General features: G+C 71.3%; 18 protein-coding genes. 10 read left to right on the plus strand and 8 right to left on the minus strand.

Features of this window, described 5'->3' with window-relative positions; all coding sequences use genetic code 11:
* Positions 1-48 precede the first annotated feature (48 nt).
* The 3 genes from AC0NH5_RS04300 (at position 49) to AC0NH5_RS04310 (ending at position 4,067) form a co-directional block, all read left to right on the plus strand.
* Positions 49-849, plus strand: a complete 801-nt coding sequence (locus tag AC0NH5_RS04300) for a Pr6Pr family membrane protein (protein ID WP_474400134.1) — start codon at positions 49-51, stop codon at positions 847-849.
* Positions 850-891: 42 nt separating this feature from the next.
* Positions 892-3,429, plus strand: coding sequence for a valine--tRNA ligase (gene valS, locus AC0NH5_RS04305; protein ID WP_474400136.1), 2,538 nt, complete (start codon positions 892-894; stop codon positions 3,427-3,429).
* Between the two features lie 86 nt (positions 3,430-3,515).
* Positions 3,516-4,067, plus strand: a complete 552-nt coding sequence (locus AC0NH5_RS04310; protein ID WP_474400139.1) for a hypothetical protein — start codon at positions 3,516-3,518, stop codon at positions 4,065-4,067.
* A 7-nt stretch (positions 4,068-4,074) separates the two neighbouring features.
* Here AC0NH5_RS04310 and AC0NH5_RS04315 read toward each other — a convergent pair whose 3' ends face one another.
* On the minus strand, positions 4,075-4,812 hold the full coding sequence (locus AC0NH5_RS04315; RefSeq protein ID WP_474400142.1) for an OmpH family outer membrane protein: 738 nt from the start codon (positions 4,810-4,812) through the stop codon (positions 4,075-4,077).
* A gap of 54 nt (positions 4,813-4,866) precedes the next feature.
* On the opposite strand from AC0NH5_RS04315, the gene rmuC reads away from it, so the two are divergent.
* Positions 4,867-6,000 carry a DNA recombination protein RmuC gene (rmuC, locus tag AC0NH5_RS04320; RefSeq protein WP_474400145.1) on the plus strand — a complete coding sequence of 378 codons (1,134 nt, stop codon included), beginning with the start codon at positions 4,867-4,869 and terminating at the stop codon, positions 5,998-6,000.
* A gap of 115 nt (positions 6,001-6,115) precedes the next feature.
* Here rmuC and AC0NH5_RS04325 read toward each other — a convergent pair whose 3' ends face one another.
* Entirely contained in the window at positions 6,116-7,120 is a 1,005-nt protein-coding gene (locus AC0NH5_RS04325; RefSeq protein ID WP_474400361.1) for a 4-hydroxy-3-methylbut-2-enyl diphosphate reductase, read from the minus strand.
* Positions 7,121-7,178: 58 nt separating this feature from the next.
* Between AC0NH5_RS04325 and AC0NH5_RS04330 the strand changes: the two genes are divergently transcribed.
* Genes AC0NH5_RS04330 through AC0NH5_RS04345 form a run of 4 tightly spaced genes read left to right on the plus strand, consistent with a single transcriptional unit; the run spans position 7,179 to position 9,576 of the window.
* Complete coding sequence (locus AC0NH5_RS04330; protein WP_474400148.1) at positions 7,179-7,685, plus strand: hypothetical protein; 507 nt, start codon at positions 7,179-7,181, stop codon at positions 7,683-7,685.
* A gap of 21 nt (positions 7,686-7,706) precedes the next feature.
* Positions 7,707-8,144: a hypothetical protein gene (locus AC0NH5_RS04335; protein ID WP_474400151.1), complete on the plus strand. Its 438-nt coding sequence runs from the start codon at positions 7,707-7,709 to the stop codon at positions 8,142-8,144.
* Positions 8,145-8,153: 9 nt separating this feature from the next.
* Positions 8,154-9,377 carry an exodeoxyribonuclease VII large subunit gene (gene xseA / locus AC0NH5_RS04340; protein ID WP_474400153.1) on the plus strand — a complete coding sequence of 408 codons (1,224 nt, stop codon included), beginning with the start codon at positions 8,154-8,156 and terminating at the stop codon, positions 9,375-9,377.
* Positions 9,370-9,576, plus strand: a complete 207-nt coding sequence (locus AC0NH5_RS04345; protein WP_474400155.1) for an exodeoxyribonuclease VII small subunit — start codon at positions 9,370-9,372, stop codon at positions 9,574-9,576. Before xseA ends, AC0NH5_RS04345 begins: the two co-directional genes overlap by 8 nt.
* On the opposite strand, the gene AC0NH5_RS04350 is transcribed toward AC0NH5_RS04345, so the two are convergent.
* Positions 9,573-10,322 carry a DUF4245 domain-containing protein gene (locus AC0NH5_RS04350; protein WP_474400157.1) on the minus strand — a complete coding sequence of 250 codons (750 nt, stop codon included), beginning with the start codon at positions 10,320-10,322 and terminating at the stop codon, positions 9,573-9,575. The genes AC0NH5_RS04345 and AC0NH5_RS04350 overlap by 4 nt on opposite strands.
* A gap of 49 nt (positions 10,323-10,371) precedes the next feature.
* On the opposite strand from AC0NH5_RS04350, the gene glpX reads away from it, so the two are divergent.
* The gene (gene glpX, locus AC0NH5_RS04355; protein ID WP_474400161.1) at positions 10,372-11,460 is read left to right on the plus strand and encodes a class II fructose-bisphosphatase; all 1,089 of its coding nucleotides are present in this window, start codon (positions 10,372-10,374) and stop codon (positions 11,458-11,460) included.
* 146 nt (positions 11,461-11,606) lie between these two features.
* Here glpX and AC0NH5_RS04360 read toward each other — a convergent pair whose 3' ends face one another.
* The 4 genes from AC0NH5_RS04360 to AC0NH5_RS04375 form a co-directional block, all read right to left on the minus strand.
* The gene (locus tag AC0NH5_RS04360) at positions 11,607-12,239 is read right to left on the minus strand and encodes a rhomboid family intramembrane serine protease (protein WP_474400164.1); all 633 of its coding nucleotides are present in this window, start codon (positions 12,237-12,239) and stop codon (positions 11,607-11,609) included.
* Between the two features lie 63 nt (positions 12,240-12,302).
* Entirely contained in the window at positions 12,303-13,091 is a 789-nt protein-coding gene (locus AC0NH5_RS04365) for a S1 family serine peptidase (protein WP_474400167.1), read from the minus strand.
* A 67-nt stretch (positions 13,092-13,158) separates the two neighbouring features.
* Positions 13,159-13,869, minus strand: coding sequence for an aggregation-promoting factor C-terminal-like domain-containing protein (locus tag AC0NH5_RS04370; RefSeq protein WP_474400170.1), 711 nt, complete (start codon positions 13,867-13,869; stop codon positions 13,159-13,161).
* 239 nt (positions 13,870-14,108) lie between these two features.
* Complete coding sequence (locus AC0NH5_RS04375; RefSeq protein WP_474400173.1) at positions 14,109-15,521, minus strand: PhoH family protein; 1,413 nt, start codon at positions 15,519-15,521, stop codon at positions 14,109-14,111.
* 277 nt (positions 15,522-15,798) lie between these two features.
* Between AC0NH5_RS04375 and otsB the strand changes: the two genes are divergently transcribed.
* A complete protein-coding gene (otsB, locus tag AC0NH5_RS04380) occupies positions 15,799-16,605 on the plus strand; it encodes a trehalose-phosphatase (protein ID WP_474400176.1) in 807 nt (268 codons plus the stop codon).
* 47 nt (positions 16,606-16,652) lie between these two features.
* Here otsB and AC0NH5_RS04385 read toward each other — a convergent pair whose 3' ends face one another.
* Positions 16,653-17,423: an isoprenyl transferase gene (locus AC0NH5_RS04385; RefSeq protein ID WP_474400179.1), complete on the minus strand. Its 771-nt coding sequence runs from the start codon at positions 17,421-17,423 to the stop codon at positions 16,653-16,655.
* Between the last annotated feature and the right edge of the window lie 7 nt (positions 17,424-17,430).

A 17,430-nucleotide genomic window follows, 5' to 3' on the forward strand; every position in this document is an offset into this window, starting at 1 on the left:
CCACCCGCGGGTTTACCATGATCGACCTCGGCAAGCTGGAGGGGCCCGGTGTCGATCTATCTGAAGCCACAACTGTGGTGGCGTGCCGCCATCGTCGCCTGCGCGGTCGCCGGGCTGCTGATCGGCGAGCACCGCATCATCTACTACACGTGCCAGAGCAACCTGATCGTGATCGGCTACTTCGCCGGCTGCGTCTATTGGATGGTGCGGCGCAACACCGTCGACGCCCCCGCGCCGCGACTGCGCGGACCGGTCACCCTCTGGATCCTGATCACCTGCCTGATCTCGCATTTCGTGCTCAACCACGGGGAGAGTCCGCTGCCGGGTCTCAGTGACCCGGATCCGGCGACCGCGCTGCGGAACTGGTCGGCCTTCCTGGTGCACTACGTGGTACCGATCATGGTGGTGGCGGATTGGACGGCTTTCGGGCCGCGCCGGCAGGTGCGCTGGCGCGATCTTCCGTTGTGGCTGCTCTTCCCGCTGGGGTACGGCCTGACCAACATCCTCCGGGCGATCGCGTTCCCCACGGCGCCCAACCGCTATCCGTACCCCTTCCTGGATCCGGGGGTGCAGGGCGGTTACGGCGGCGTGGCGACGCAGATGCTGATCCTCGCCGTCGAGTTCGCCGTGCTCGCCGCCCTGCTGATCGGCGTCGACCGGCTCGCCGCCCGGCTGACCCGCCGGACCCTCGACAGCGACCCGGCGCACGACACCGACGCGGCGCACGACCGGGGCCCCGGGGACGGCAGCGACACCGCACCCGCGAGCGACCCGGCGCACGACAGCGAGCCGGCAACCGCTGCGGGCCGCTCTCCGACCAGCGCGGACGCGTTGTCCACAGGAGGCTAAAAGGTCTCGCGGGCACCGGGACACCCGCCTACGCTGACCGGCATGACTGATACGGGAACCGGACGCCCCGGTCTCCCCGAGCGGCCGTCGCTGGACGGGCTCGAGGAGAAGTGGGCGTCGCGCTGGCAGGGGGAGGGCACGTACGCGTTCGACCGTTCCAAGGAGCGGGCGGACGTGTTCGCGATCGACACACCCCCGCCGACCGTATCGGGGTCGTTGCACATCGGGCACGTCTTCTCCTACACCCACACCGACACGGTCGCGCGGTTCCAGCGGATGCGCGGCAAGACCGTCTTCTATCCGATGGGCTGGGACGACAACGGGCTGCCCACCGAGCGGCGGGTGCAGAATCTGTTCGGGGTCCGCTGCGATCCGGCGCTGCCCTACGACCCGCAGTGGCAGCCTCCTTCCGAGCGGCCGGAGCGGCCCGTCTCGATCTCGCGGCGCAACTTCGTCGAGCTCTGCGGCCGGCTGACGGTCGAGGACGAGAAGGCGTTCGAGGCGCTGTGGCGGCGGCTGGGATTGTCCGTCGACTGGGAATTGACCTATACGACGGTCGGCGAGAAGGCGCGGGCGGTCTCGCAGCGGGCGTTCCTGGCAAACCTGGCGCGCGGCGAGGCGTACACGGCGGAGGCCCCCACCTTGTGGGACGTCGGCTTCCGGACCGCGGTCGCCCAGGCCGAGCTGGAGGATCGGGAGCGGCCCGGTGCGTACCATCGGCTGCGCTTCCACGGCCCGGACGGCCCGGTCGAGGTGGACACCACGCGGCCTGAGCTGCTGCCGGCCTGCGTCGCGCTGGTCCATCATCCGGGCGACCCCCGCTTCGCGGGTCTCACCTCGGTGCGGACCCCGTTCTTCGATGTCGAGGTCCCGGTCCGTGCGCACCCGCTCGCCGCGGCGGACAAGGGTACGGGCATCGCGATGGTCTGTACGTTCGGCGACCTGGCCGACGTCACCTGGTGGCGCGACCTGGACCTGGAGACGCGGGTGGTTCTGGGGCGCGACGGGCGGTTCCTGCCGGACCGGCCGGCCGGTGTGGGATCGGCGGCCTATCAGGCGTTCGCCGGCCTGACCGTCAACGCGGCCCGCCGGGAGGTCGTCCGGCTGCTGCGGGAGTCCGGTGATCTGATCGGGGAGCCGCAGCCGATCAGTCATCCGGTCAAGTTCTACGAGAAGGGCGACTCGCCGCTGGAGATCGTCACCAGCCGGCAGTGGTTCATCCGCAACGGCGGGCGGGACGACGAGCTGCGGGAACGGCTGCTGGCGCGGGGCCGCGAGCTGCGGTGGGTGCCGGAGAACATGCGGCATCGGTACGACCATTGGGTCGGCGGCCTGACCGGCGACTGGCTGATCAGCCGGCAGCGGTTCTTCGGTGTGCCGATCCCGATCTGGTACCGGCTCGACGACGCTGGCGAGCCGGACCACAGTCAGCTTCTCATACCGGACGATTCGGCGTTGCCCGTCGACCCTTCCTCGGAATGTCCGCCCGGCTTCACCGAGGATCAGCGCGATGTTCCGGGTGGCTTCACCGCCGATCCGGACGTCATGGACACCTGGGCGACGTCGTCGCTCAGCCCGCAGATCGTCACCGGCTGGAGCACCGACGAGGATCTGCACCGCCGGACCTACCCGATGGATCTGCGGCCGCAGGGGCAGGAGATCATCCGGACCTGGCTGTTCTCCTCGGTGCTGCGCGCCGACCAGCTGACCGGCGCGCTGCCGTGGAAGCGGGCGGTCCTGAACGGCTGGGTGCTCGACCCGGACCACAAGAAGATCTCGAAGTCGCAGGGCAACGCGGTGGTCACCCCGGTCGCCCTGCTGGAGCAGTACGGTTCGGACGCGGTGCGGTACTGGGCGTCGAGCGGCCGCCCCGGCGCCGACCTGGCGTTCGAGCCGGCCCAGCTCAAGGTCGGCCGCCGGCTCGCCACGAAACTGCTGAACGCGTCGAAGTTCGCGCTCGGCCTCGGCGCGGCGCAGGCGTTGCGGGCCCCGGTCACCGAGCCGCTGGACCGGGCGATGCTGGGCCGGCTGTCGGCGGTGCTGACCGAAGCGACCACGGCGTTCGACCAGTTCCAGCACACCGACGCGCTGCAGACGGCGGAGACGTTCTTCTGGACGTTCTGCGACGACTACATCGAGCTGGTCAAGGACCGGGCGTACGGGTCGGGTCCGGGCGCCGAGTCGGCGCGGGCCGCGCTCGCCGCCGGGCTGTCGGTGCAGTTGCGGCTGTTCGCGCCTTTCCTGCCCTACGTCACCGAGGAGATCTGGGCCTGGTGGCGGTACGGGTCGGTGCACCGCGCCACCTGGCCGACGATCTACGAGCTGAGCCGGGTGGCGCCGGAGAGCGATCCGTCGCTGCTCGACCTGGCCGGTGAGGCGCTGCGGCAGGTCCGCCGGGCCAAGTCGGACCGGAAGCTGTCGATGCGGACCGAGGTGCCGCTCGCCGAGGCGCTGGGGCCGGCGGCTCTGCTGGACCGGCTGGAGTCGATCGAGGGCGATTTCCGGGCGGCCGGGCGCATCACGAAGCTGGACCTGCTCCGGGACCGGACCGCGGAGCTGGTCATCGCCTGCGCGTTCTGAGCCGTCGGGCGCCGGGGTCACGGCCCCGGCGCCCGACCTGGCCAAACCGCAGTGAGCGGGGTGGCGGTTGGTCCACCATAGGAGGCATGTCGATCGCACCGGAGGAGGTCGAGGCGCCGGCCCGGGACGCGGTCCTCTTCCGCTCCTCGCCGGCACGCACGTTCCTCACGGTGTTCTCCGTGCTGATCGTCGCCTACCTGGCGGTCTCCCCGGTGGTGGCGATGATCGCCCGGGACACCGGGGACCCGTGGTGGGTCACCGCCCTGCAGGCGGTGATCGTCGGCGCGACGGTGGCCGGGGCGTACGCGCTGTCCGCACGAGCCGCGCTCACCACCTGGATCCGCGTGTCCGCCGGTGGCCTGGAACTGGCGTCCCAAGACAGCGACCCGATCCTGCTGGACTGGGCGGACATCGCCGCCGTGGTGATCCGCCGGGACGGGTTGCGCACGATCCTGGAGATCGTCCCGGCCGACCTGGACGACGTGCACCCGGTGCAGGACACCCGTACCGGTGGGCCGGCGCTGGCCGACACCCCGCGCGGGCCGGCGTTCACCGCCGACCTGACGCAGATCTGGCCGAGCCCGCGGGCGCTGCGGCGGGAGCTGTCCCGCCGGATGCGTCTGGCCTCCGGTTCCTGAGCGAGCCTCAGAAGTCGCCGCCGCCGAAATCTCCGCCGCCGAAGTCCCCGCCGCCGAAATCTCCGCCGCCCCAGTCACCGCCGGCGACGTCGCCGCCCATGTCCCCCATGTCGCCGGCGCCCATGTCACCGTCGAAGTCGCCGAAGCCGGGGGCGAGCAGCGCGTCGAAGATGAGCATGCCGCCGAGAACCCCGGCCCCGGCGCCGAGTGCCGTCTTCCAGACCGGCGTTGAATACCAGCCGGCGGGCACCGGGCGTCCCTGGACACGGCCGCCCGGGTAGTAGTACGGCGTCTCCGTTCCTGGCCGCGGGCCCGCCTTGTAGGCGTGGCCCTGCACGGTGACCTCGCGTTCCTGCGTGAGGTGCCCGGTCCCGGCGGAGCCGGACAGCTGCGGGACGTCGGGGCCCGGATCGATGCCCATCGCGGTGCGCGCGGCCCGCACGTACGCCAGGCCCTCCAGCGCCGACTCCCGGGCCAGCTCGTACTGCCGGACCGTGTTGGCCTGCTGCAGCTGGCCGCCGGCCGCGTTGTACCGCTCGCTCGCGTCGGCGAGCGCCTGCCGGGCCGCCGGGTCCTCGGAGCTGAGGTTCATAACCTGGCCGCCGAGCCGTTCGTACCACCGCTGGGCCTCGGCGCGGGCGTCCTCGAGCTGGGTCTGCCGCCGGGCCCGGCCACTGCGCTGCGCCGCGGCGATCACCAGGAGCACCACGACGAGGATTGCCAGGATCAGCAACACGCTCTTCATGTTTTCCACGGTACCCCCGCGAGTCACCAGACAGCTCTCTGGCAATCTGCGGAGGTGACCTTGTCGACACTGGCTGTGATTCTCGTTTGTCTGGTGGCCGGCGCCGCCCTGGGCTGGCTGGCGGCCCGGGCCCGCGCGTCCGCCGACATAGCCCGGCTGGAGGCCACCCTGGCCGCGGCCCGCGACGGCGAGCAGCGCCTCGAACAGTCGCTGCGGGCACTGTCCTATGAGGCGACCGCGCAGTCGCAGGAGGCGGTGGCCCGGGCGGTGGCGCCGCTGCACGAGACGCTGCGCCGCTACGAGGACCGGGTCGCCCAGCTCGATCACGACCGGGTCGACGCGTACGCCGAGTTGCGCGAGCAGGTCCGGGCCATGGGTGTGGTCTCGGGCGAGCTGCGGACCGAGACCCGGCAGCTGGTGGCCGCACTGCGGGCGCCGCAGGTGCGCGGCCGCTGGGGCGAGCATCAGCTGCGGCGCATCGTGGAAGCGGCCGGCCTGCTGGAGCATTGCGACTTCGCCGAGCAGGTGACCGCCTCGACCGATGAGCAGGGCGTCCGGCCGGACCTGGTGGTGCAGCTGCACGGCGGGCGCACGGTGGTGGTCGACGCCAAGGCGCCGCTGGAGGCGTACCTGCAGGCGATGGAGGCACGCAACGAGCGTGACCGGGACGCCTGCCTGGACCAGCACGCCCGGCACCTGCGGGCGCATGTGGACGCGCTGTCCGGCAAGCGGTACTGGACGGCGTTCGAGTCGACACCGGACTTCGTGGTGCTGTTCGTGCCGGCCGATCCGTTCCTGGACGCGGCGCTGCAACGGGATCCGTCGCTGATGGAGTACGCGTTCCGCCGCAACCTGGTGCTGGCCACCCCGGCGACGCTGATCGCGATGCTGCGGACCGTCGCCTACTCCTGGCGGCAGGAGGCGCTGACCCGCAACGCCGCCGCGGTGCACGGCCTGGCCCGCGAGCTGTACGGGCGGTTGTCCACGCTGGGCGACCACGTGGACAAGCTGGGGACCTCGCTGGCGGGGGCGGTCACCGCGTACAACCGGGCGGTGGGGTCCCTGGAGTCACGGGTGCTGGTCAGCGCCCGCAAGCTGGCCGAGATGGGTGTCTCGGACGAGGATCTGCTCCCGCCCGTGCAGGTGGAGGTCGCCCCGCGGCAGCCGCAGGCACCCGAGCTCAGCTAGCCCGCGCCACCCGCAGAGCCCACCCTCCCAGGGGGCAGCCCCCGCAGACCATTGTGGTGCACGAACGGGATCTTCGCGGATTGCCCTGTGGACAACTCGCGCCTGTGGATGACGCCTAGCCCGCAGCGCGGGCGGCAGCCGCCGCCTTCATGTCGCGGCGCAGTTCCTGCGGCAGCGAGAAGGTGAGGCGCTCCTCGGCGGTGGTGTATTCGGTGACCTCGCCGAAGCCGCGCTCGGCGAGGTGCGCCAGCACCTCCATCACCAGATCCTCCGGGACGCTCGCACCGGACGACACACCGACCGTCGTCGCGCCCGCCAGCCACTCGTCCTGGATCTCGTGGGCGTAGTCGACCAGGTGGCCGGCCCGGGCGCCGGCGCCGAGGGCGACCTCGACCAGGCGCACCGAGTTCGACGAGTTGGTGGAGCCGACCACGATCACCACGTCGCAGTCCGGTGCGATCTCCTTGATCACGTGCTGCCGGTTGGAGGTGGCGTAGCAGATGTCGTCGCTGGGCGGCGACTGCAGCAGCGGCAGCCGGGTCTTCAGCCGGGCCACGGTCTCCATCGTCTCGTCGACCGAGAGTGTGGTCTGGGAGAGCCAGACGACCTTCGACGGGTCGCGGACGACGACGTTGTCCACGTCGTCGGGGCCGTCGACGAGCTGGATGTGCTCGGGGGCCTCGCCGGCGGTGCCGATGACCTCCTCGTGCCCTTCGTGGCCGATGAGCAGGATGTCGTAGTCCTCGGCGGCGAACCGCTTGGCCTCGTGGTGCACCTTGGTGACCAGCGGGCAGGTGGCGTCGATCGCCTTGAGGTTGCGCTCACGTGCCTGGTCGTGCACCTCGGGGGCCACGCCGTGGGCGGAGAAGACCACGGTGGCGCCCTCGGGCACCTCGAAGTTCTCCTCGACGAAGATCGCACCGCGGGCTTCCAGGGTGTTCACCACGTGCTTGTTGTGCACGATCTGCTTGCGCACGTAGACCGGGGCGCCGTAGAGCTTCAGCGCCTCCTCGACGGTCTGCACGGCGCGGTCGACGCCGGCGCAGTAACCACGCGGCTTGGCGAGCAACACACGCTTACGAGCTTCAGTCACACGGCCATGGTACGTGGCCCGCCGCACCTGCTGCTCTCCTGCGATCAGCACCACAGCGGTTGCGCGTTCCGGTGATACTGCGCTGATGGCATCGACCACGGCCGGGGCGCTCCGGGCGGTGGCCGGCGGGCTGAGCCTGCCGGCCGGCGTGGTGTTGCTGCTGGTCACCCCGTTCGGTGAGGTCACGGCGGGGGTGTTCGCGGGCCTGGCGGTGGTCGCGGGCGCGCTGGTGCTGCTGCGATGGAACCGGCTGGGACTGTCCGGACGGATGGTCGCGGTCGCCGCGGTGGTGGCCGGGTTCGCCGGAACGGTGGCCGGGCTTGCCGTGTCCGTCACCGAGATGTGCTGCATGTTCGGTTACGAGGAGGCCCGCGGCTGGCCGTACGCGTGGCTGTCCCGCGGCGCGGTGGCCGACACACCCGCCGAGGCGATCAGGCTGGCCGAGGCGGGCGGTTGGCGACTTGCCGCACCGGTACGCCTGGTGGTGGACGCGGTCGTCTGGTCGTACGCCGGCACGGCTCTGTTCGCGATGATCAGCCGGTGGCGCCGCGCCCGGCGTGACCGACCCGGCGTTCCGGCGCATTCTGCCTGATCAGGCGGGATACTCAGGGGCATGAGCCCCTCGATCCCGGCGGTGTTCCGGGTGATGACCGGCTGGTTCTGCGCCGGCATCGGGGCCCTGAACCTCGCGGTGGAGGCGGACGGCGGGCTGACCCCCGCGTACGCCGCCTTCCACGGGGCGCTGCTGCTCGGCGGCATGTTGCTGCTCTCCCGGCGGCGGCTCGTCCCGAGTCCGGCCGGCGCGGTGCTCGGCGGTGTGGTGCTGGCCGGTGCGATGGCGCTGGGTCTGCTGGTGATGCGGGGCTGTCCCTACCCGCTGGACGGCCCGAAGTCGCTGGTCATCGACGTGATCTTCTGGGTCTGTACGGGGCTGCTGGTGCTCGCCGCGATCGCGGGGACCGAGGCCAGGCTGCCGGAGCGGCGCACCCCGGTGGACCTGGCGCGGTACTCCGGCCACGCCGAGCCGGGGAATGTCGGTGGGCTTCCGTAATCTGGCCGGGTGACCCAGCCGGAGAAGAGCACCGCCGACGAGCCGTGGCCGGTTCGCGTGGTCAGCCAGAAGATCGGGGCCTGGATCGCGAAGCTCGGCTGGGTGTGGGTGGACGGTCAGGTCGCCCAGATCAGCCGGCGGCCCGGGTCGGGCGTGGTCTTCCTGACGTTGCGCGACCCGTCCGCCGATCTCAGTCTGACCGTCACCGCGCACCGTGACGTGCTCGACGCGGGCGCGCCCGAGCTGGCCGAGGGTGCCCGGGTCACGCTGCACGCGAAACCCGAGTTCTATCCCGCCCGCGGCACGCTCAGCCTGCGCGCCGACGAGATCCGGCAGGTCGGGCTCGGTGAGCTGCTGGCCCGGCTGGAGAAGCTGAAGCGGCTGCTCGGCGCGGAGGGGCTCTTCGCGCGTGAGCGCAAACGCCGGCTGCCGTTCCTGCCGGCGAGGATCGGCTTGATCACCGGGCGGGCCAGCGCCGCCGAGCGTGACGTGCTGATGAACACCCGCCGCCGCTGGCCGGCCGTCGACTTCCGGGTGATCAACGTGCCGGTGCAGGGGCCGACCGCGGTGCCGCAGATCATCGACGCGCTCAAGGTGCTGGACAACGACGACACCGTCGACGTCATCGTGATCGCCCGGGGCGGCGGCAGCGTGGAGGACCTGCTGCCGTTCTCCGACGAGGCGCTGTGCCGTGCGGTGTTCGCGGCGCGGACCCCGGTGGTCAGCGCGATCGGGCACGAGACCGATGCGCCGCTGCTCGATTATGTGGCCGACCTGCGCGCCTCCACACCCACCGACGCGGCCAAGCGGATCGTGCCCGACCTCGCCGACGAGGTGCGGCTGATCGGCCACGCGCGCAACCGGCTGGACCGGGCGGTGCTCGGGATGATCGACCGGGAGTCGCACCGGATCGAGGCGTGGCGGTCACGGCCGGTGCTGGCCCGGCCGGAGTCGCTGATCGATCAGCGGGCCACCGAGGTGACCGCGCTGCGTGACCGGGCCGGGCGCAGCCTGGAGCACCAGCTGCGCCGCGCCGACGACGACCTGCGGCACACTGTCGCCCGGCTGCGCGCGCTGTCGCCGGCCGCCACGTTGCAGCGGGGCTACGCGATCGTGCAGCGGGCGGACGGGCACGTCGTGCGCGCCGCGGACGAGGTGGGTGAGGACGACCTTCTGCGGATCCGGCTGGCGGAGGGCGAGTTGCAGGCACGGGTGGGGAGCGTTGATGAGTGACGAGAAGCTGAGCTACGAGCAGGCACGCACCGAGCTGGCCGGGGTGGTGGAGCGGCTGGAGCAGGGCGGCGGCAGCCTGGAGGAGTCGCTGGCGTTGTGGGAGCGCGGGGAGCAGCTGGCCGACGTGTGCCAGCGGTGGCTGGACGGGGCCCGCGAGCGGATCGAGGCGGCCCGGGCCGCGCGCGGAGAGCAGGGCTAGCCGAGCGAGGCGGCGAGGGTTTCCAGGTTCTTCTGATCGGTCTTGCCGAGGACCACGATCGTCCGGTTCTGTTCGGTGGCGATCAGGGCGGTCTCACCCGGCCGCCCGCTGTAGACGAGCCAGGTCCGGGCGTCGTCGCGGAACGTGCCGATGCGGGCACCCTCCGGGCCGACCTCGGCGGGGACCAGCGTGGCCGACGGGACCGAGCTCTGCACCAGCAGGACGGGGTCGTCGTCCGGGTCGACGTAACCGATGCGCAGGGTGGCGCCATCGGTCTCGCGGCGGAAGGTGGCGGAGACGACGTGCCAGTCGTCGCCGAGGCCGGCCGGCTGGGCGACGGTGAACTCCTGGGACGCCTGCTGGATCGCCGAGGACGGGTCTTTGGTGATCGGGGCGTCGCCGTCGAAGAGCACCCGGTACATCGTCAGGAACAGGGCGATCGGGATCAGCAGCACCAGCAGCGAGATGATCATGTCGCGGGGGCGGCGGGCCTCCCGCTCACGGGCAGGCACGCCCTGTTCCGCAGCGGGTGCAGCCGTCGCCGCAGCGGGTGCAGCCGTCGCCGCGGTTTGCTCCGCCCGCACAGCGCCCGGCTCCGCGGTCACAGCGACCGGCTCCGCGGCCACCGCGACCGGCTCCGCGGCCACGGCAGCCGGCCCCGGTGCGGCGGCCGGATCGCTTGTGGGCGGCACGGCAGCGGGCGGCACGGCGGCAGGCTGGGACGGCGACGGCGATGCGGGTTCCACGGCCCCATTGTTAACCATGTCGCTGAATCGAGACTTGGCGCGCCCTCTGATGCCAGGATCGGAGGACCTGAAGCCCCGCAACGTCGCGAGGAGGCCCGCCGTGCCCGCCCGAGTCCCCCAGGATCTCGACCGCAACATCGCCCTCGATCTGGTCCGTGTCACCGAAGCCGCCGCGATGGCGGCCGGCCGCTGGGTCGGCCGCGGCGACAAGAACGGCGGTGACGGCGCCGCCGTCGACGCCATGCGCAAGCTCATCAACTCGATCCAGATGCGCGGGGTCGTCGTCATCGGCGAGGGCGAGAAGGACGAAGCCCCGATGCTGTTCAACGGGGAGCGGGTCGGCGACGGCACCGGTCCGGAGGTGGACGTCGCGGTCGACCCGGTCGACGGCACCACGCTGATGAGCAAAGGCATGCCGGGTGCGGTCGCGGTGCTCGCGGTCGCCGAGCGGGGCGCCATGTTCGATCCGAGCGCGGTCTTCTACATGGACAAGATCGCGGTCGGGCCGGACTGCGCCGACGTCGTCGACATCAACGCCGGCGTGACGGAGAACCTGCGGCGCATCGCCCGGGCGAAACGGTCCAGCGTCTCCGACGTGACGGTGTGCATCCTGGATCGTCCGCGCCACGCCAAGCTGGTCGAGGAGGTGCGGCAGGCGGGCGCGAACATCAAGTTCATCTCGGACGGTGATATCGCCGGGGCGATCTCCGCGGCCCGGCTGGAGTCCGACGTCGACGTGCTGATGGGCATCGGCGGCACACCGGAGGGGATCACCGCCGCGTGCGCGCTGAAGTGTCTGGGCGGCATGATCCAGGCGAAGCTGTGGCCGCGCGACGACGCGGAGCGGGAGAAGGCGCTCGCCGGCGGGCACGACCTGGACCGGGTGCTGACCACCGACGACCTGGTCACCGGCGACAACTGCTTCTTCGTCGCGACCGGGGTGACTTCCGGCGACCTGCTCAAGGGCGTGCGGTACAGGGAGGGTGGCGCGCACACCCAGTCGATCGTGATGCGGTCGAAGAGCGGGACGATCCGGGTGATCGACTCGTATCACCGGCTGGAGAAGCTGGCGTTGTACTCCGCGGTGGACTTCGACGGCCACCTGCCGACGGTCCCGATGGGCGACCCGGTGATCTGACCGTAGTAAGCCGCAGAAAGGCGGACCGCCGGGCCCGGCCACCCACTTCAGCCCGGCGGCCGCGCTGCGGCCCGGAGTGGGCAGGCGGTCGCGGGGTAGCCACCGCGCCGGCCATGGCTCGTACGAAATGTGGGTGGAAAGGCTCGTCAGAAGGGTGAGCGGGGGCGGCGCCGCCGGAAGACGATCGCCGCGATCACGCCGCCGATGAGGCCGAGCAGGTGGCCCTGCCAGGAGACGCCGGGGTCGGTGGGCAGGATGCCGTACAGCTGGTACCAGTACAGCAGGCCGATCAGCAGGGCCACCCCGAAGTTCCACCAGCTGCGCTCGACGAGGCCGCGGGTGAGCAGCATGCCCAGATAGCCGAAGATGACGCCGCTGGCGCCGACCACCACGCTGCGCGGGTCGCCGACGAACCACACGCCGATGCCGGTGATCATCACGATCAGGAACGTCGACCAGATGAACCGTTTCGCGCCGCCGGCTAGCACGAACGTGCCGAGCAGGATGAGCGGCACCGCGTTGCCGTAGAGGTGTTCCCACCCGGAGTGCAGGAACGGGCTGAACAGGATGCCGTCCACGCCCTCCATGCGGTGCGGGATGATGCCGCCGGCCAGGTCGAGCGTGCCCTGGCCGAGGGCGACGTCGATGACCTCGATCAGGAAGAGCACCGGGACCACCGCGCACATGGTCACGAAGGCGCGTCCCAGCGCGGCGTAGAACGCCTCTGTCCCGAACCGTGCGGCCTCGTCCTCGCGCGCGTCCGTCCACCCGTACCCCATGCTTCGATGGTGTCAGGGCGGCGCATCCCCGGCCACTCGGGGAAGCTGCGGAAATGCTGGGACTCAGCCGAGCCGGCGGATGGCGGCCCGGATCGCCGGCCGGAACTTGGAGATCTGGGTGTAGACGCCGAAGTAGCCGTCCCGGGCGCAGCCCAATCCCCAGCTCACGATGCCGACCTGCACCCAGCGACCGTCCGGCTCCTGCCGCACCATCGGCCCGCCGGAGTCGCCCTGGCAGGTGTCCACGCCGTGCTTGCCGGCGCAGATCGACTCGTCCCGAACAAGATCGACACCAGCTTTCTTGTACGCCTCGGCGCACTGCTCGTCCGTGATGGTCGGCACACTCGCGTAGTGCAGCTGCCGTTCCTGCTGCAGCGACGCCTCCCGGGTCTGTCCCCAGCCCATCACGGTGAACGTGCCGGTGTCCCCGGCCGGTGACTCCGCCAGCTCGATCGGCGGCAGCTCGAGGGCCCGGGCCAGCTTGACCACCGCCCAGTCGTCGCCGCGGGTCTCGGTGACGAACCCGGTGGCCCGGATCACCTCGACCGACTTGACCGTGATCGCGTTCTTCGCGTCGAGGTCCGCGACGCCCGCAGTCACTTCGATCTTGGTGTTGCGCCCGGTCTTGCCGGCGCAGTGGCCCGCGGTGAGCACGACCCGGGGGGCGACGACAGTGCCGCCGCAGCCCATCGACAGCCGCACCACCCAGGGGAACTTGCCGGCTGCGGCGACCTGGCCGCCGACCACCTCGCGGATCGGGCGGTCACCGTCGGCGGCCCGGGCCGGGGCGGGCGCGGCGCTCAGCAGCGCGACGGCGGCGGCCAGGAGAACCGAAGCGGCATTTCGGACCATACTGACATTTGATCACAGCAGAACAGGGCCGCGCGGCGTGCCGCGCAGCCCTGTTCGAAACGACAGGTCAGTACCAGCCGACGTTCTGAGAGTGCTGCCAGGCGCCGCAGGGGGTGCCGTAGCGGCCCTTGATGTAGCCCAGGCCCCACTTGATCTGGGTGGCCGGGTTGGTCTTCCAGTCCGAGCCGGCCGAGGCCATCTTGCTGCCCGGCAACGACTGCGGGATCCCGTACGCCCCGGAGCTGCGGTTGGTGGCCTTGTAGTTCCAGCCACTCTCCTTCTTCCACAGCTTGTCCAGGCACGGGAACTGGCTGAGGGCGAAGCCCCGGTCGAGCATGATGGCGCAGCCGATACCGCGGCTGCCGCTGTATTCGTCGCAGGACTCCGGGATGTCGCCGGTGAAGGCGACCGGCCCGCCGGACTCGGCGGCCTCCTGGGCCTTCTTGCGCTCGGCGGCCTCCTCGGCGGCCTTCTCCTCGGCGATCGCCTTCTTCTCCAGCGACCGCGCCTTGCCGGCCGCCGTCCGGGCCTCCGCCGCGGCCTTGGCCGCCGCGGCGTCCTCCGCCTGGTTGCGGTACGCCCGGGCAGCCGCGTGGTCGGCGGCGCGCGCCTTCAGCAGCTGGATCTCGTCGGCCTCCGCCTGGACCACGAGCCTGGCCTCGGCGCTCTGCCGCTCGATGTCCTGGTTCTGACCGAGGTAGACGCCACCGGCGAGGCCGGTCAGGAGGAGAGCGACGGACGCCGCACGAACTCCGAGCCGGCTCCAGAGCCGCTTCACGAAGATTCCCTTCGTCGGGGGCAATGACGCTGCGCACACCCACCGTCACTGTCGGTGGATCGCGCCGCGAGCACCGCGACCCGGCGGTCGCTGTCACAGATCCGTGAGGAATCAGCCTGGTGCCCGCCGAACACCATGGCGCAAGGTGAAGTAGATGTGAAATGCCAGCGCGGTGTTGTGAGCTTAGTCACAAGCTTTTTTCCACCATTCCGGCTCAAAAACACCGCGCCGGCGTCATCTCACAGAGGGATCTCCTCCAGCAGGTCGGTGACCACCTCGGCGATCGGGGAGCGCTCCGAACGGGTCAGGGTGACGTGAGCGAAGATCGGGTGCCCCTTCAGCGCCTCGATCACCGCTGTCACACCGTCGTGCCGGCCGACCCGCAGATTGTCACGCTGAGCGACGTCGTGGGTGAGGACCACCCGCGACCCCTGGCCGATGCGCGACAGCACGGTCAGCAGCACGTTGCGTTCCAGCGACTGCGCCTCGTCGACGATCACGAACGCGTCGTGCAGGCTCCGGCCCCGGATGTGGGTCAGCGGCAGCACCTCGAGCATGCCGCGGGCCAGCACCTCCTCGACCACGTTCGCGTGCACCACCGCGCCGAGGGTGTCGAAGACCGCCTGCGCCCAGGGCGACATCTTCTCCGACTCGCTGCCGGGCAGATAGCCCAGCTCCTGGCCGCCGACCGCGTAGAGCGGGCGGAAGACGACGACCTTCTTGTGGCGGTTGCGCTCCATCGTCGCCTCGAGGCCGGCGCAGAGCGCCAGCGCCGACTTGCCGGTGCCGGCCCGGCCGCCCAGCGAGACGATGCCGATCGACTCGTCGAGCAGGATGTCCAGTGCCACCCGCTGCTCGGCGGACCGGCCGCGCAGGCCGAACGCGTCGCGGTCGCCGCGGACCAGCTTCACCGTCTTGTCCGGGTTGACCCGGGCGAGTGCCGAACCGCGCGACGAGTGGATCACCAGGCCGGTGTGGCAGGGCAGCGTCTCGGCCTCCTCCACCTCCAGCTCGTCACCGGAGTAGAGGGAGCCCACCTGCTCCTCGGAGAGCTGCAGGTCGGCCATGCCGGTCCAGGTCGGGTCGCTGGCCTGACCGTGCCGGTACTCGTCGGCGGTGAGGCCCACCGCGGCGGCCTTCACCCGCAGCGGCATGTCCTTGCTGACCAGGGTGACCTCCCGGCCCTCCGCGGCCAGCCCGAGCGCCACCGACAGGATCCGGGTGTCGTTCGAGTCGTTGCGGAAGCCGTGCGGCAACGCGCTCTGGTCGGCGTGGTTCAGCTCGACCCGCAGCGTCCCGCCCTCGTCGTTGCAGAGGACCGGCTGATCCAGCCGGCCGTGCTTGATACGCAGCTCGTCGAGCATCCGCAGCGACTGCCGCGCGAACCAGCCGAGCTCGGGGTGGTGACGTTTGCCCTCCAACTCGGTGATGACCACGAGCGGGATGATCACCTCATGGTCGGTGAACCGGCGGAACGCCGCCGGGTCGGACAGCAGGACCGAAGTGTCCAGGACGAAGACCCTGCCGGCAGGGGCGGGCTCCGCGTCGGCGTGCCGGTCGCGGGGCTTGCGGCGCCCCGTGGTGGCACGGCTGCTGGAGACTGTTTCGGCCGGGTTCATGTCGACCCCGGCATCCGTACGGCGAGATGTCACAGGCCTGCTCCAGCGGGCGTGCAACCCGGTCCGCCCGCGGTCCGCCACCTCCGGCCGCCGAGACCTTGCACGGGGTCGGATTGCGGGCCCCGTGGCGCAGTTGTCGCAGGTCCGGGCCGACCGGCTGGCTCGGGAAAGCCCCGTGCCATGACCCAAACGCTAGCGGTCAACAGCGTCCTGCGGTAGAGCGCAATATCGCCTCCCGCACGGGTGACGCTCGCCGCAAGCGAAAATCACCCGGCATAAAAGACGACCATCCGCGGGTAGTCTGACTTGCGTGGCAGAGACTGCACGTCCGACACATCCGCTGAGCATCGACGAGGCGTGGGCGTACACCGCCGAGCACGCATCTGCGACGACCTTCTTCTTCGACTTCGACGGTGTCCTCTCCCCCGTCACCGACGACCCCGACGCCTCCCAGCCGGTGCCCCAGGTGCACGGCGTGCTGGAGCAGCTGGCCGCGGTCGTCGCCCGGGTGGCCATCGTCTCCGCCCGTCCGGTGAGCTTCCTGCGGTCGCGCTTCGCGACGTTGGAGCACGTCGACCTCTACGGCCTCTACGGCCTGGAGGTCTGGCACGACGGCGAGGTCGTCACCGAGCCCGCCGCCCTGGAGTTCGTGCCGACCATGGCCGGCCTCGCCGACCAGGCCCGCGCCGAGCTGCCCGCCGAGATCCTGGTGGAATACAAGCGCCTGTCCGTGGCCCTGCACTACCGGGTCGCGCCGGACCTCGCACCGGCCGTCGAGCGCTGGGCCCACGAGCAGGCCGAACGCCACGGCCTGCGGATCCAGCGCGGCCGCATGGTCGCCGAGCTCAAGCCGCCGGTCGACCAGGACAAGGGCATGGTCATCACGGAGGGCGTCCGCAACGCCGGCTGCGCCTGGTATTTCGGCGACGACATGTCCGACATCAAGGCGTTCGACGCGCTGCGCGCCCGCGAGGCCGTCGACCCCGGCTTCTTCGGCATGGCCGTCGCCGTCGCCAACCCGGAGACCGGCGCCGAGGTCTCCAGCGCCGCCGACCTCACCCTCGACTCACCGGACGCGGTCGCCGCCTTCCTCACCGACGGCCTGCGCCGCTTCTGAGCGCTGCCCGGCCACCGCCGCTCCGCCGAAGTCACCGCGCAGACGGGTCAGGCGCCGTAGCGGCGCTGGCGGCCGGCGTAGGAGCGCAACGCCCGCAGGAAGTCGATGCGCCGGAAGTCGGGCCAGTTGGCGTCGTGGAAGTAGAACTCCGAGTGCGCCGACTGCCACAGCAGGAACCCGGACAGCCGCTGCTCCCCGCTGGTGCGGATGACCAGGTCGGGGTCGGGCTGGCCGCGGGTGTAGAGGTGTTCGGCAATGTGCTCGACGTCGAGGATCTCGGCGAGCTCCTCCAGGGTGCCGCCGGACGCCGCGTGCTCGTAGAGCAGGGACCGGACCGCGTCGGTGATCTCGCGCCGCCCGCCGTAGCCGACCGCCATGTTCACCTCGACGCCGCCGGTGCGGCCGCGGGTGCGCTCCTGGGCAGCCTTGAGTGACGCGGAGGTGGCGGCCGGCAGCAGGTCCAGGGCGCCGACCATGCGCAGCCGCCAGGGGTTGCCGTCCTCGGCCAGCTCGGTCGCCAGGTCCTCAATGATCTTGACGAGCGGGTCGAGTTCGGCGGCCGGGCGGCGCAGGTTGTCGGTGGCGAGCAGATAGAGCGTGACGTGCCCGATGCCGGCCTGGTCGCACCAGGTGAGCAGCTCCTTGACGCGGGTCGCGCCGACCCGGTGCCCGTCGTTGGGGTCGACGAAGCCCATCTCGCGGGCCCACCGCCGGTTGCCGTCGCACATCACGCCGACGTGCCGGGGCACGGGTTTACCGGCCAGCTTGCCCGCCAGCCGCCGCTCGTAGAAGGAATAGACCAGGGAACGCAGACTCATCACCGCA

The sequence above is a fragment of the Actinoplanes sp. 13 genome, assembly GCF_056134165.1.